Below are 13,508 nucleotides of genomic sequence, written 5' to 3'. Positions count from 1 at the left end.
CCAGATGGCACCGGCTCGATGGCTACGGGTTCCAGTAGCTCCCCGTGCTGCGCGACCCCCTCGGCCGCCGATCCAAAGCGATGACCGCTTTGCGCCAAAAGGCCAGCCGTTGCTGCCCGACCGTTCACCGCTGATTGGAGCCCGCCTCATGTTTAAGCAAAGTACCACCCTCGTTGCCGCGATCGCTATTCTGGTCGCGCTGCTTCTTTCGGCGCTGGCGGCGCTAAAGCAATATCCAGATGACCTGAGCCTGCTGGGAGACCATCGCCAGCTCGCAGCGGAGCTGCGCATCCTCATTCTCAAGCGGCGCGACGCACTCCTCAACGACCTCGCTTCGCCAATCGCCGGCAATCCCGAAGCCGATGTCGCTCTGGTCTCTTTCTTCGACTACAACTGTCTGCCTTGCCGGGCGGCAGGCCTCAATATCCAGCAAGCCATCAGGGACGATGCCAATGTGAAGCTTGTGTTCAAGGAGTTCCCGGTCCTGGGATCGAATTCCGAATTCGCCGCGGGGGCGGCGCTCGCCTCCCGCCAACAGCGAAAGTATGAGGCGTTCCACCTCGCCCTTATGAATTTTCCTGGCGTGGTCAACAAAAGAACCACCTTGACCATCGCAGGCCGTGTGGGCCTAGACGTTGAGCAGCTCAAGCGGGACATGGAGGATCCGGCGATCGCAGACGCCATCGCGCGCAATCGCGCGCTCGCCAGCGGTCTGCATATCACCGGCACGCCGGCGTTGGTGGTCGGCGACGAAGTGATCCCCGGGGTGGTCGACCTTGTCAGACTGCAACGCGCCATTGCAGATGCGCGCGCGACGGCCAAGGCTCAGCCTACCACATCCGCAGACTTGGCATTTTGACCAAATGGCTGGGGCGGGCATTGGAAAAGCAGCTCAATCGAGCCGCGCTTGCGGCTCTCCCCAGGCAGCATCTCGCCGGGACGGCCGACGCGATGGCGGCATGCTGATGGCTGGCTCCCACGAGACATTTGACATCGTTGTCATCGGAGCCGGGCCGGTCGGACTTTCCTTCGCCGCATCGCTTGCCCGGAGCCAACTCAAGGTGGCCGTCGTCGAACAGCAGCCCCTGGAAAGGCTGGCCAATCCGGCTTTCGACGGTCGCGAGATCGCGCTGACCAACGCTTCGATTGCAATCCTTCGCGAGCTCGGCGCCTGGGATGCCATCCCCGCTTCGGACAAATCACCCCTTCAAGGCGCGCGCGTGCTCAATGGTTCGAGCCCCTTCACGCTGCGCTTCGATTCGCCCAGCCGATCTCGCGAGCCGCTCGGGATTCTGGTGCCAAATTGTCGGATCCGCGACGCCCTGTTCAAGATCATTCGCTTGCAGGATCATGCCCAGCTGCTGTGCGGCCACGCGGTCGTCCATGCAACAAACAGCCACGAAGGTGCGGTCATAACGCTCTCTGACGGCAGGCAATTGGCCGCTCGGCTTCTCGTTGCCGCGGATTCGCGTTTGTCCGCCACGCGCGACCTGCTCGGCATCGGCGCCGATATCAACCAGCTCGGCAAATCGATGCTGATTTGCCGGGTGAGGCACGAGCGCCTCCATCACCAGATCGCAGTCGAATGGTTCGATCACCATCAGACGATAGCGATGTTGCCGCTCACCCAAGGCGTGTCGTCGCTGCTTCTCACCTTGCCCTCAAACCAGGCCGACAAACTGATTGCTTTCGACGACGATTTGTTCCTGAAGGAATTGACGGACCGGTGTCGAGGGCGCCTCGGAAAAATGAGCCTGGCAAGCACCCGCCACAGCTATGCGCTGGTCACGACGTGGGCGCACAAGTTCTGCGCTCCAAGCGCCGCACTTGTTGGCGATGCCGCAATCGGCATGCACCCGGTGACCGCGCATGGCTTCAACATCGGCATCAGCGGGCAGAAGCAACTCTCAAATGGAATCCTGACGGCATGTCGCGACCGTCGCGACATTGGTGATCCCGATTTGCTTCACAAATACGAAAGCTGCCTGCGCCTATCGGCGGCACCGCTCTATCATGCCACGAATATCCTTATCGGACTATACTCAGGCGAGCACCCAGCGGCACGGGTTGCAAGACATGTCGGGCTTCGCTTTGCCCAATATCTCCCCTTCGTCCGCCATGGCATTTCCGCCATGCTCACGCGGTAAGATCACACCGAAATTCGTAAAGCGTTCGCAACTGCCGGTGATGGCTGCCAGTGAGCGCTCATTTTCGGGCAGACCCTTGGTACCCCCGTTCGCGGTTACGAGGGTCGTTTCGCTGGCCAAACCACGACCAAGAAGGGATGAAGGCTCGACAGTCCCGTTCTGCCGGATAAACGGCGGAAATCTCTGACAATCCTGACCACAGACAAGTAGCGTCGTCACTTATGGAGTTGGCCCGGCTCGTTCTCGTCTATAGCGTGCCCGCCGCAATCGTTGCGGTTGCGCTTTCACAACAAATCTATTTCCCAATGGCGGCAGCGGAGGCGGCGGAAGTCTATCCGCCATCGGTCAGATCGTCGCGACTGTCGGCACCGTATTGGCGGTAGGCGTAGCCATTTCCATTTTCGAACCCGCCGCTGGTAACCTATCGCGGTCAAGATCTGTGAAACCGGTACGGCAGCGTTTTCCTCTTGGCGCCCACATAATTTGAGGGTTCAGGCCGCTCATCGAGATCGGCGCGCCAAGGATGGCGGTTACCCGTTATAGGCGAGGATGTGGTTTTGATGTTGATAGCTGGCAAGTGAGCAGACGACATAGCTCCATCCAGTCCTCGCCGAAGGCATGCTCGCCCTTCTGTCGCCGCACCGGCACGACGTCGGGCATGCCCGTTGGACATCGTAAAATTAACAGAGGGCTGACGAATTTGTACGATGAAGCGTGCATATACAGGATGGCCCCAATCCGCTTATCGCCGCTACCGTTCCCCGCCTCCTCGCCCTGGCCACAGCGTCAGATTGCTCACCTCGCTGCTGCCTGAATTCGCGACCCATTGTCATCAATATGCCCGACGCGCGACGATTTACGATCTCGTCTCTTTTTACGCCATCTGCCACCTTCTGTCGCTTTTGTCGGGTCCACGACACAGGCGTGTTTGGCCAATATGTTGTTTTGTCCTTAGGCTAAATAGCTGAAAAGATAACACGAAATTCTTCTTCGACCCTATCAGGCAAGTTGGCACGAGTCTTGAACCCTTGAGTACGAGGCGGCGAGAGCTGCCGACCGGCATTCATGTCGCGGGCAGCCGCGATGGGTGAAAAGAAGGAAGGAACGCTACATGTCAGGTCTGCGTCAGATCGCATTCTACGGCAAAGGGGGGATCGGCAAATCCACCACCTCCCAGAATACACTCGCCGCACTTGTCGACCTCGGGCAGAAGATCCTTATCGTCGGCTGTGACCCTAAAGCCGACTCCACCCGCCTGATCCTGAACGCAAAGGCGCAGGATACGGTCCTACATCTCGCGGCGCAGGAAGGCTCGGTGGAAGACCTCGAACTCGAGGATGTGCTCAAGGTCGGCTACAAAGGCATCAAGTGCGTGGAGTCCGGCGGTCCCGAGCCGGGTGTCGGCTGTGCCGGCCGCGGCGTCATCACCTCGATCAACTTCCTTGAGGAGAACGGCGCCTATGACGGTATGGACTATGTGTCCTACGACGTGCTCGGCGATGTCGTGTGCGGCGGCTTCGCGATGCCGATCCGCGAGAACAAGGCGCAGGAAATCTACATCGTCATGTCCGGCGAGATGATGGCGCTTTATGCCGCCAACAACATCGCCAAGGGCATCCTGAAATATGCCCATTCGGGCGGCGTGCGGCTCGGCGGCCTGATCTGCAACGAACGCCAAACCGACCGCGAACTCGACCTTGCCGAAGCACTGGCCGCCAGGCTCAATTCCAAGCTCATCCATTTTGTGCCGCGCGACAACATCGTTCAGCACGCTGAGCTCAGGAAGATGTCAGTCATCCAGTATGCGCCGAACTCCAAGCAGGCGGGGGAATACCGCGCGCTGGCCGAGAAGATTCATGGCAATTCCGGCCAGGGCACCGTCCCGACCCCGATCACCATGGAGGAGCTCGAGGACATGCTGCTCGACTTCGGCATCATGAAGACCGACGAGCAGATGCTTGCCGAGCTTCAGGCCAAGGAAACCGTCAAGGCGGTCGCCCAATAACCGCTCCTGCCGCCGCGAGGCGCGGACCTGGAGCTGGCGCGCCTTTTCAAAGAACGGCGCCTCCTCAATGAGGCGTCACCCGAACCATTAAAAGGGATCCCATGAGCCTGGAATACGAGAATGACGGCGCTCTCCATGCGAAGCTTGTCGAGGAGGTGCTGTCGCAATATCCCGACAAGGCGGCCAAGCGCCGCAAAAAGCACCTTAGCGTTGCTAAGAGCGGAGAAGAGGCTGGCGAGGAAGGCGAGGTCGTCTCCGAATGCGACGTCAAGTCGAACATCAAGTCCATTCCGGGCGTGATGACGGTTCGCGGCTGCGCCTATGCCGGCTCTAAAGGCGTGGTGTGGGGTCCAGTCAAGGATATGGTCCATATCTCGCACGGACCGGTCGGCTGCGGGCAATACTCCTGGTCGCAGCGCCGCAACTACTATGTCGGTACGACGGGCATCGACACGTTCGGGACAATGCAGTTCACCTCCGACTTCCAGGAGAAGGACATTGTTTTCGGCGGCGACAAGAAGCTGGAACAGATCATCGACGAGATCGAGGAACTGTTTCCCCTCAACAACGGCATAACCGTGCAATCGGAATGCCCGATCGGCCTGATTGGCGACGACACCGAAGCTGTGTCCCGCAACAAGGCCAAGCAGCTCGAAAAGACGATCGTGCCGGTACGCTGCGAGGGCTTCCGCGGCGTCTCGCAATCGCTTGGCCACCACATCGCCAACGATTCGATCCGCGATTGGGTCTTCGAGAAGAAGGAAGTCGAATTCGAAGCCGGTCCTTATGACGTCAACGTCATCGGCGACTACAATATCGGTGGCGACGCCTGGGCCTCTCGCATCCTGCTTGAGGAGATAGGGCTGCGCGTGGTCGGCAACTGGTCGGGCGATGCTACGCTCGCCGAAATCGAGCGCGCGCCGAAGGCCAAGCTCAATCTCATCCATTGCTACCGGTCGATGAACTACATCTGCCGGCACATGGAGGAAAAATACGGCATCCCCTGGATGGAATACAATTTCTTCGGCCCCTCTCAGATCGAATCCTCTCTGCGCAAGATAGCCAAGAATTTTGGGCCTGAAATCGAGGAGAAGACCGAGAAGATCATCGCCAAGTACAGGCCGCTTGTCGATGCGGTCATTGCCAAGTACCGGCCGCGCCTCGAAGGCAATACCGTCATGCTCTATGTCGGCGGCCTGCGACCCCGTCACGTCATCACGGCCTACGAAGATCTCGGCATGGTGATCGTCGGCACGGGCTATGAGTTCGCCCACAATGACGACTATCAGCGCACCAGCCATTACGTGAAGAACGGCACGCTGATCTATGACGACGTGACCGGTTACGAGTTGGAGAAGTTCATCGAGGGGGTTCGCCCTAATCTGGTCGGCTCGGGCATCAAGGAAAAGTACCCGGTGCAGAAGATGGGCATACCGTTCCGGCAAATGCACTCCTGGGATTATTCAGGACCATATCACGGCTATGACGGCTTTGCCATTTTCGCCCGCGACGTGGATCTTGCCATCAACAACCCGGTCTGGGACCTATTCCAGGCCCCTTGGAAAAAGAGCCCGAGCCATGGGCAAGCGTTGGCTGCCGAATAACCACCTGTGCTGAGCTTGGTCTCCCCAAGGGAGACGATGAACGCCTGCGCCCGCGATCCGCGGGAGACCTGAAACGCTCGACGTCCCTGAGCCGCCATATGGCGAGGCCAGATGAAAAAGAGGTAACCACCAATGCCGCAGTCGGCTGAAAAAATTCTTGACCACGCTCCTCTGTTCCGCGAGCCGGAATATAGGCAGATGCTCGCCGAGAAGAAGCTGAATTTCGAATGTCCGCACCCCGATCAGATCGTCACCGATCAACGTGAATTCACCAAGACCTGGGAATACCGCGAAAAGAATCTCGCCCGCGAAGCGCTTGTGGTGAACCCCGCCAAGGCCTGCCAGCCGCTCGGGGCGGTGTTCGCGGCCGCGGGCTTCGAGCGAACGATGTCCTTCGTCCATGGCAGCCAGGGCTGCGTGGCCTACTACCGCTCGCACCTGTCGCGCCATTTCAAGGAGCCTGCTTCGGCGGTTTCCTCCTCGATGACGGAAGATGCGGCGGTTTTCGGCGGCCTGAAGAACATGGTCGATGGGCTAGCCAACACCTACCAACTCTATGACCCGAAGATGATCGCCGTCTCCACGACTTGTATGGCCGAGGTCATTGGCGACGACCTGCACAGCTTCATCGAGAATGCCAAGGACGAAAACTCCGTCCCGCGCGATTTCGACGTGCCCTTTGCCCACACGCCGGCTTTCGTCGGCAGCCATGTCGATGGCTATGACGGCATGGTCAAGGGCATTCTGGAGCACTTCTGGAAAGGACAGGAACGCAGTCAAGTCAAGGGAACCATCAACATCATCCCGGGCTTCGACGGCTTCTGCGTCGGCAACAACCGTGAACTCAAGCGCCTGCTCGATCTGATGGGCGTGTCCTACACCTTCATCCAGGACGCCTCTGACCAGTTCGACACGCCGTCGGACGGCGAATACCGCATGTACGACGGCGGCACGAAGATTGAAGACGTGAAGAAGGCACTTAACGCCGAGGCGACAGTTTCACTACAGCGTTACAACACCCGAAAAACGCTTGAGTATTGCGAGGAAGTCGGGCAGGCGACGGCCCCGTTCCATTATCCGCTCGGCGTCCAGGCGACCGACGAATTGCTGATGAAGGTCTCGGCGATTTCCGGCAAGGAGATCCCCGAGACAATCCGCCTGGAGCGCGGCCGACTGATTGATGCCATGGCGGACAGCCAGTCCTGGCTGCACGGCAAGAAATACGCGATCTACGGCGATCCGGACTTCGTCTACGCCATGGCCCGCTTCGTCATGGAAACCGGCGGCGAGCCGACACATTGCCTAGCCACCAACGGCACATCGGCATGGCAAGCCGAGTTGAAGGAACTGCTTGGTTCCTCACCGTACGGCAAGGATGCCCAAGTGTGGGCGGGCAAGGACCTGTGGGCGATGCGCTCACTGCTCTTCACCGAGCCGGTGGACCTGCTGATCGGCAATTCCCATGGCAAGTATCTGGAGCGCGACACCGGCACGCCGCTGATACGGCTGACGTTTCCGATCTTCGACCGGCATCATCACCATCGCTTTGCGCTCATGGGCTACCAGGGCGGGCTACGCGTGCTGACGGCGATCCTCGACAAGATCTTCGACAAGCTCGATCGCGAGACGAGCCAGACGGGCGTGACGGACTATTCCTATGACCTCACCCGCTGAGCGCTGCGACCGGCCTTTCGTCGAAGCCGGCCACCTTTCACTGGCCTTTTGGAGACCGATAAAATGTCCTCGCTCAGCGCCAAGATTCAGGATGTCTTCAACGAGCCCGCCTGCGATAAGAACCGTGGCAAGGATGCCAAAGCGCGCAAACAGGGCTGCGCAAAGCCGCTGACGCCGGGAGCGGCAGCCGGCGGCTGCGCCTTCGATGGCGCCAAGATCGTGCTGCAGCCGATCACCGACGTTGCGCACCTGGTCCATGGGCCGCTCGCATGCGAGGGCAATTCCTGGGACAACCGCGGCTCGGCTTCATCCGGGCCAACGCTGTGGCGCACTAGCTTCACCACCGATCTCGCCGCACTCGACATCGTGATGGGGCGGGGCGAGCGTAAACTTTTCAAAGCGATCCGCGAGATCAAGGAGGCACATGCGCCGCCAGCAATCTTCGTCTACTCGACTTGCGTAACGGCGCTGATCGGCGACGACATCGAGGCCGTCTGCAAGCGCGCGGGGGAAAAATTCGGCTTGGCCGTGGTGCCGGTCAATGCGCCGGGCCTGGCCGGGTCGAAGAACCTCGGAAACAAGCTCGCCGGCGAGGCTTTGCTCGAACACGTCATCGGCACCGTGGAACCCGACGACGCCGGGCCCCACGACATCAACATCCTTGGCGAATTCAACCTATCGGGTGAGTTCTGGCTGGTGAAGCCGCTGCTCGATCGGCTTGGCATCCGGGTGCGCGCCTGCATTCCGGGGGACGCGCGATACATCGACGTTGCGTCGGCTCACCGCGCCCGGGCGGCTATGGTGGTGTGCTCGACCGCACTTATCAACTTGGCCCGCAAGATGGAGGAGCGCTGGGACATCCCGTTCTTCGAGGGCTCCTTCTACGGCATCACCGATACCTCCGAAGCACTTCGCAACATTGCTGAACTGCTGGTGAGGAAAGGCGCCGATCGACAGATCCTCGATCGCACAGAGACGCTGATTGCACAGGAGGAGGCGATTGCGTGGAAGAAGCTCGAGGCTTTCCGGCCGCGGCTGCAAGGCAAGCGCGTGTTGCTCAACACAGGTGGTGTCAAGTCATGGTCAGTCGTCCACGCGCTGACGGAGATCGGCATCGAGATCGTCGGCACCTCGGTAAAAAAATCCACGCTCGAAGACAAGGAGCGCATCAAACAGATCCTCAAGGACGACAACCACATGTTCGAGCAGATGCCAGCGCGCGACCTTTACGCCATGCTCTCAGAACAAAAGGCCGATATCATGCTGTCGGGCGGGCGCACGCAATTCATTGCGCTCAAGGCCAAGACGCCCTGGCTCGATATCAACCAGGAGCGCCAGCATGCTTATGCCGGCTATGACGGCATGGTGGAACTCGTACGCCAAATCGACCTCACCATTCATAACCCGATATGGCACCAGGTGCGCGAACCGGCCCCGTGGGATTGCCAGGCTGATGTGAAGGACGAACTGCAAGGTACCGAGAGCGAGGCCGCGACCTTGCACGCTGCCGAAGAATTCGCCGGCCCGACGGCCGGCGATTTCGGCGAGTGTTGAGGAAAGCCGATGTCCCGCATCCTTTCCCAGACCAAATCAGCCGCGGTCAATCCGCTGAAGTCGTCACAGCCGCTCGGTGCCGCCTTGGCCTTTCTTGGGGTCGAAGGCGCGATGCCGCTGTTCCACGGCAGCCAGGGCTGCACCAGCTTCGCGCTCGTGCTCTTGGTACGGCATTTCAAGGAAGCCATCCCGCTGCAGACCACCGCGATGGACGAGGTGACGACGATCCTCGGCGGGGCGGACAATCTTGAAGAGGCGATCCTCAACATCAAGGCTCGCACGAAGCCGAAGCTGATCGGGGTCTGCACGACGGCGCTGGTCGAAACCCGTGGCGAAGATACAGCAGGAGACGTCGCCGACATCAGGCTGAAACGCGCGCAAGACCTCCCAGGCACCGAGATCGTGCTGGCCAATACGCCGGATTTCGAAGGCGCAATCGAGGAGGGCTGGGCCAAGGCAGTCAGCGCGATGATCGAACGGCTTACACGCCCTGGCGAGCAGGTGCGGCAGTCAAAGAAGATCGCGATCCTCCCCGGCTGGAACCTCACCGTGGCTGACATCGAGCATTTGCGTGACATGATTGAAAACTTCGGACTCGAGCCGGTGATCCTGCCGGACGTCTCCGGCTCGCTCGACGGCACCGTGCCTGAGCGCTGGGTCACGACCACCTATGGCGGCACCAGCGTGGAGGCTATCCGCGAACTTGGCACGGCCCAGTACTGCATCGCCATCGGCGAGCACATGCGTCGCTCGGCGGAGGTGCTGCGGAAGGTGACGGGCGTCCCTTACGTGCTGTTTCAGTCGCTGACCGGATTGAAGAGCACCGACCGGTTCGTCTCGCTCTTGTCCGCGATCTCGGGAGAGCACGTGCCGGCAGGTGTGCGCCGCCGCCGGGCACAATTGCAAGATGCGTTGCTCGACGGACATTTCCATTTCGGAGGCAAGAAAATTGCGATCGCAGCTGAACCAGACCAACTCTACCAACTCGCAACTTTCTTCATCGGCATGGGCTGCGAAATCGCCGCGGCGGTCACCACGACCGATATGTCGAAAATTCTGGAAAAAGTACCGGCGCAGTCGGTTCAGATCGGTGATCTCGGCGATTTGGAAACTCTTGGCGCCAATGCCGATCTCCTCGTCACCCATTCGCACGGACGCCAGGCGGCAGAGCGCCTCGGCGTCCCGCTCATGCGCGTCGGCTTCCCCGTCTTCGACCGGCTCGGCAGCCAGCACAAGCCCACAATCCTCTATCAGGGCACCCGCGACCTGGTTTTCGAGGTTGCCAACATTTTCCAGGCTAATCGGCAGGCGCCGACGCGTGAGGAACTCTATCCACCCGGTAAGCGAGAAACGCCAGATGGGCCCCGTCCGCCGCCTCTCACTCGTCCCTGACGAAGTCCACGGTCCCGTGCGTGAGCGACCAGCAGGTGCATTGCGCGTGGCAATCGCTACGCAAGACATGAAGGATCTCAATGCGCATTTCGGGTCCGCCAGGCGCTTTGCCGTCTACGACGTGACGCGCGAGGAATGGAGTCTCGTGGAAGCCGTGGCCTTCGACGACGTTTCCGACCAGAGCGGGAAGCATCAGGCCGAGGGCGATGATCGTATCACGCCGAAGGTGGAGGCCCTGAAGGGATGTCATCTCCTGTTTTGCCTGGCGATCGGCGGGCCTTCGGCAGCGAAGCTTGTTTCGGCGAAAATCCATCCGATCAAGGTGCCTCAGCCGGAAAGCATTCAGGAGGTGCTGTTGCGCACGCAGGTGATGCTCAGGACGTGTCCTCCCCCCTGGCTGCGCAAGGTGCTGGCGGAGGCAGGCGCCACCAACAAGAAGCCGTCCTTCGAGGACGAGGACTGAGATGAGGAGAAGCGAAATGTCTGATGCCGCAGTTGGCCCTGCGATCGCCGACGACGAGGCGGCCCTTGCCACCCCATTCGTCAAATGCCTTGTGCGGCTGATCCGTGCGCAGGATTCCTACGGGTCATGGGAAGGCAAACCGGATGCCGAGTTGCTGGGAGACTTTATCCTCACCAAGGAACAGCGCCGTGCGATCCCAATCGTCGGCGATCCGGATCCGGACGTGCTGTGGAGGCTCGATAAGTTCTACGCCGCCGTCGGGCTTGCGATCGAGGAGCGGTCCGGGCTGATGGCATCTCCGGTGATGGAGATGAGTCATGAAGGCTTTGGGCGCGTCATTTTCACGGCCGGGCGGCTGGTCGTTCTGTCGAAGACCCTGCGCGACGTCCACCGGTTCGGCTTCGAGACGCTGTGGAAGCTCGCAGCGGCCGGCACGAAACTGGCCGGCGATGCGATCGCAACGATCGAGGCCTATCCCGAGGTGGCACGGGCGTGAGGAAACCGGTTGTCGAGCAGGGGGTTCATGTCAGGTCTTGAGCAGCCGCGATGGCCAGCCTATGCAGCCGAAGCGGTCCAGGCCGATGCGGTTGTTGGGGTAGCGCTGATGAAGCCACTCGTCCTGATCTGTTCGCAAGATGCCGAGTTCTATCTGTTCCTCAGCCACATATTGGAGGTGGATGGCTTTACCAGTGAGCCGGCAGGCGGCGCGAAGGAAGCACTTGCAAGGGCCGACGAACGGGAATTCCAGGCCGTGGTGCTGGACTGCGGGCCAGCGAGCATAACCGGGTCCGCAATCTGCGCCCGGCTCAAGCGGGAGCCTCGGACCGGCAGCCTGCCCATTATTGCCCTGATTGCCCCCGGCGCCGAAAACCAGCACCTCGATCTCCTGAAGGCAGGCATTGACGAGAGCTTTGTGCGGCCGATCGCCCCAGCCAAGCTCCTCGACTGTCTACGCGCGAAGCTGGCGTTGACGAAGCGGGGGTCGAACGGGTTTGAAAACGGCGGCTGGCTCTCCTGTGGCAAGCTTGAGATGAAGCTCGACGCCCACCGGGTTCGTGGCAATGGCCACGAGATCCATCTCGGGCCGATCGAGTTCAACCTGCTGCGGCTTTTGCTTGAGGCACCCGGCAAGGTCTTCACTCGGGACGAACTGATCGGCGCGGCCTGGCCGGCCAACATCCATGTCGGTGTACGCACCGTCGATGTCCATATGAGCCGGCTCAGAAAGGCGCTGAAGGAGGCCTCGCCTGGCATCGCCATCCGTACCGTCAGATCGGCCGGCTACTCACTCGAGGAGCTGGACGGCTGAATGGATAACGGCTGCTGCCATTCCCCCATCTCCATCGTGCTTAGGGCAAGTTTCGGGGTTTTGAAACGCGCCTAAAGGACATGTTCAGAAAGAAGCAGTCAAATGGCTTTCAGAAGCGTACTCAATGTGACGGGGTCAGACCATGGCGATCAGGACGTCAGAATAGCTGCCACCTTGTGTGCCGAAGTTGGGGCGTATCTTTCGGTTCTGGTGATGTCGCCTCCGCCGCTCGTTATGGCGTCTCCGCCACTCGGCGATGGCATCCACGAGTGGCCTGGACAACGCGCACAGGCTATCGCCAGACTGGAAAAACGGTATAGGCAGATCGAGAGATTCTCACAGGACATGGCCACACTGGAAAAAACAGCCAGGGAAATTCAGACGCTGCTAAGAGCAATGTGGCTTTGCTATGACGTCGATACCGACTACTGCGATCAGGCCAGCGTCGGTGACGCGGTGCGACAGCGGGCGCTCTGCGCCGACCTCACGATCGTCGGACCCGCACTTCTGAACGATGATCATCTTGGACCTTCTGTCGTCAACGGCAGCTTGTTCGATACGGGAAAGCCGGTGCTTGTTGTGCCGAAGGGCGCTGAGGCGACACTGTCGCCACGGCGCGTGGTGGTCTGCTGGGATTCGCGAGCAGAGGCGTCCCGTGCGGTTAGGGAAGCGCTGGATATCTTGTCCCGGGCTGAGGAAGTTCGTGTCACACTCGTCGATCCGGAGCCAACCTGCAACGCAAACGGCGCGGAGCCCGGAGCCGACATTGCAGCCTATCTGACCCGGCACGGTGCTCGGGTGGCGGTCGACCGGCTGCCGAGCGCCGGCAAACCTGCGACCGCGGTGCTTGCACAGCACGCAATCGACACGTCTGCCGACATGATCGTCATGGGCGCTTATGGCAGCCGCCGGCTGCGTGAGCGGCTCTTCGGCGGCGTCACGAGATGGATCGTTGGGAAGCCGGCCTTGCCGCTGTTTTTGGCTCGCTGATTGGGTTCGGACGGCTCTCATGGGGACCGTTCCTTGTGCGCCTGATGCCGCAGTCCGCTTGAAGATGCCAGTGAGGCTTTTTGGCCGGGAGGATCAGTGTGAAGCGGCCTGGCCGGGCAACGTTCATGTGCTGCAATTCGCGAGGCTCCGTGCGCACAGGTTCGCCGCGACTTTTGTCCGATTGGCATCAGGGCAGGTCACCCGGGGAGGTCCACTCCAAATCGGCGGCTCAGAAGTGCGTTGAAACCAGCCTTTCGCCTTGGCGTCTTTACATCCACACATTCGCTCCAGAAGCCAGACGGGTGAATGTGCGGGATCATTCCCTTTCTCTCGTGCAGAGGCTTCAGGTCAAGGGTTCGGCGGCAACGGC

General features: G+C 60.5%; 11 protein-coding genes. All 11 read left to right on the top strand.

Features of this window, described 5'->3' with window-relative positions; all coding sequences use genetic code 11:
- Positions 1-148: 148 nt before the first annotated feature.
- The 11 genes from ACFSOZ_RS18685 to ACFSOZ_RS18635 all read left to right on the top strand — a co-directional run bounded on the left by ACFSOZ_RS18685 (position 149) and on the right by ACFSOZ_RS18635 (position 13,138).
- Positions 149-859 (top strand): DsbA family protein, encoded by a 711-nt coding sequence (locus tag ACFSOZ_RS18685; protein WP_378976532.1) that lies wholly within the window; start codon positions 149-151, stop codon positions 857-859.
- Between the two features lie 106 nt (positions 860-965).
- On the top strand, positions 966-2,147 hold the full coding sequence (gene ubiM, locus ACFSOZ_RS18680; protein WP_378987484.1) for a 5-demethoxyubiquinol-8 5-hydroxylase UbiM: 1,182 nt from the start codon (positions 966-968) through the stop codon (positions 2,145-2,147).
- Between the two features lie 1,111 nt (positions 2,148-3,258).
- On the top strand, positions 3,259-4,152 hold the full coding sequence (gene nifH, locus ACFSOZ_RS18675; protein ID WP_095090555.1) for a nitrogenase iron protein: 894 nt from the start codon (positions 3,259-3,261) through the stop codon (positions 4,150-4,152).
- A 101-nt stretch (positions 4,153-4,253) separates the two neighbouring features.
- Positions 4,254-5,756, top strand: coding sequence for a nitrogenase molybdenum-iron protein alpha chain (nifD, locus tag ACFSOZ_RS18670; RefSeq protein WP_379100374.1), 1,503 nt, complete (start codon positions 4,254-4,256; stop codon positions 5,754-5,756).
- A 132-nt stretch (positions 5,757-5,888) separates the two neighbouring features.
- The gene (nifK, locus tag ACFSOZ_RS18665) at positions 5,889-7,430 is read left to right on the top strand and encodes a nitrogenase molybdenum-iron protein subunit beta (protein ID WP_378976536.1); all 1,542 of its coding nucleotides are present in this window, start codon (positions 5,889-5,891) and stop codon (positions 7,428-7,430) included.
- A 63-nt stretch (positions 7,431-7,493) separates the two neighbouring features.
- Positions 7,494-8,984: a nitrogenase iron-molybdenum cofactor biosynthesis protein NifE gene (gene nifE, locus ACFSOZ_RS18660; RefSeq protein ID WP_379100372.1), complete on the top strand. Its 1,491-nt coding sequence runs from the start codon at positions 7,494-7,496 to the stop codon at positions 8,982-8,984.
- A gap of 9 nt (positions 8,985-8,993) precedes the next feature.
- Positions 8,994-10,376, top strand: coding sequence for a nitrogenase iron-molybdenum cofactor biosynthesis protein NifN (gene nifN, locus ACFSOZ_RS18655; RefSeq protein ID WP_379100370.1), 1,383 nt, complete (start codon positions 8,994-8,996; stop codon positions 10,374-10,376).
- Entirely contained in the window at positions 10,342-10,839 is a 498-nt protein-coding gene (gene nifX, locus ACFSOZ_RS18650) for a nitrogen fixation protein NifX (protein WP_379100368.1), read from the top strand. The genes nifN and nifX overlap by 35 nt, the downstream gene beginning before the upstream one ends.
- A 16-nt stretch (positions 10,840-10,855) precedes the next feature.
- Positions 10,856-11,335, top strand: a complete 480-nt coding sequence (locus tag ACFSOZ_RS18645) for a NifX-associated nitrogen fixation protein (protein WP_379018090.1) — start codon at positions 10,856-10,858, stop codon at positions 11,333-11,335.
- A 27-nt stretch (positions 11,336-11,362) separates the two neighbouring features.
- Positions 11,363-12,148 (top strand): response regulator transcription factor, encoded by a 786-nt coding sequence (locus ACFSOZ_RS18640; protein ID WP_379100366.1) that lies wholly within the window; start codon positions 11,363-11,365, stop codon positions 12,146-12,148.
- 102 nt (positions 12,149-12,250) lie between these two features.
- Positions 12,251-13,138 carry a universal stress protein gene (locus ACFSOZ_RS18635; RefSeq protein WP_379100365.1) on the top strand — a complete coding sequence of 296 codons (888 nt, stop codon included), beginning with the start codon at positions 12,251-12,253 and terminating at the stop codon, positions 13,136-13,138.
- Positions 13,139-13,508 lie beyond the last annotated feature (370 nt).

Origin of the sequence: Mesorhizobium newzealandense, assembly GCF_042682145.1 — a bacterium.
GTDB lineage: Bacteria > Pseudomonadota > Alphaproteobacteria > Rhizobiales > Rhizobiaceae > Mesorhizobium > Mesorhizobium newzealandense.
This window is presented reverse-complemented; position numbering and strand designations above follow the sequence as displayed.

Bases quoted from the DNA above. Each gene is read 5' to 3' on its own strand.
- ACFSOZ_RS18685 (WP_378976532.1), top strand. From the start codon at position 149: ATGTTTAAGCAAAGTACCACCCTCGTTGCCGCGATCGCTATTCTGGTC.
- ubiM (WP_378987484.1), top strand. From the start codon at position 966: ATGGCTGGCTCCCACGAGACATTTGACATCGTTGTCATCGGAGCCGGG.
- nifH (WP_095090555.1), top strand. From the start codon at position 3,259: ATGTCAGGTCTGCGTCAGATCGCATTCTACGGCAAAGGGGGGATCGGC.
- nifD (WP_379100374.1), top strand. From the start codon at position 4,254: ATGAGCCTGGAATACGAGAATGACGGCGCTCTCCATGCGAAGCTTGTC.
- nifK (WP_378976536.1), top strand. From the start codon at position 5,889: ATGCCGCAGTCGGCTGAAAAAATTCTTGACCACGCTCCTCTGTTCCGC.
- nifE (WP_379100372.1), top strand. From the start codon at position 7,494: ATGTCCTCGCTCAGCGCCAAGATTCAGGATGTCTTCAACGAGCCCGCC.
- nifN (WP_379100370.1), top strand. From the start codon at position 8,994: ATGTCCCGCATCCTTTCCCAGACCAAATCAGCCGCGGTCAATCCGCTG.
- nifX (WP_379100368.1), top strand. From the start codon at position 10,342: ATGGGCCCCGTCCGCCGCCTCTCACTCGTCCCTGACGAAGTCCACGGT.
- ACFSOZ_RS18645 (WP_379018090.1), top strand. From the start codon at position 10,856: ATGTCTGATGCCGCAGTTGGCCCTGCGATCGCCGACGACGAGGCGGCC.
- ACFSOZ_RS18640 (WP_379100366.1), top strand. From the start codon at position 11,363: ATGTCAGGTCTTGAGCAGCCGCGATGGCCAGCCTATGCAGCCGAAGCG.
- ACFSOZ_RS18635 (WP_379100365.1), top strand. From the start codon at position 12,251: ATGGCTTTCAGAAGCGTACTCAATGTGACGGGGTCAGACCATGGCGAT.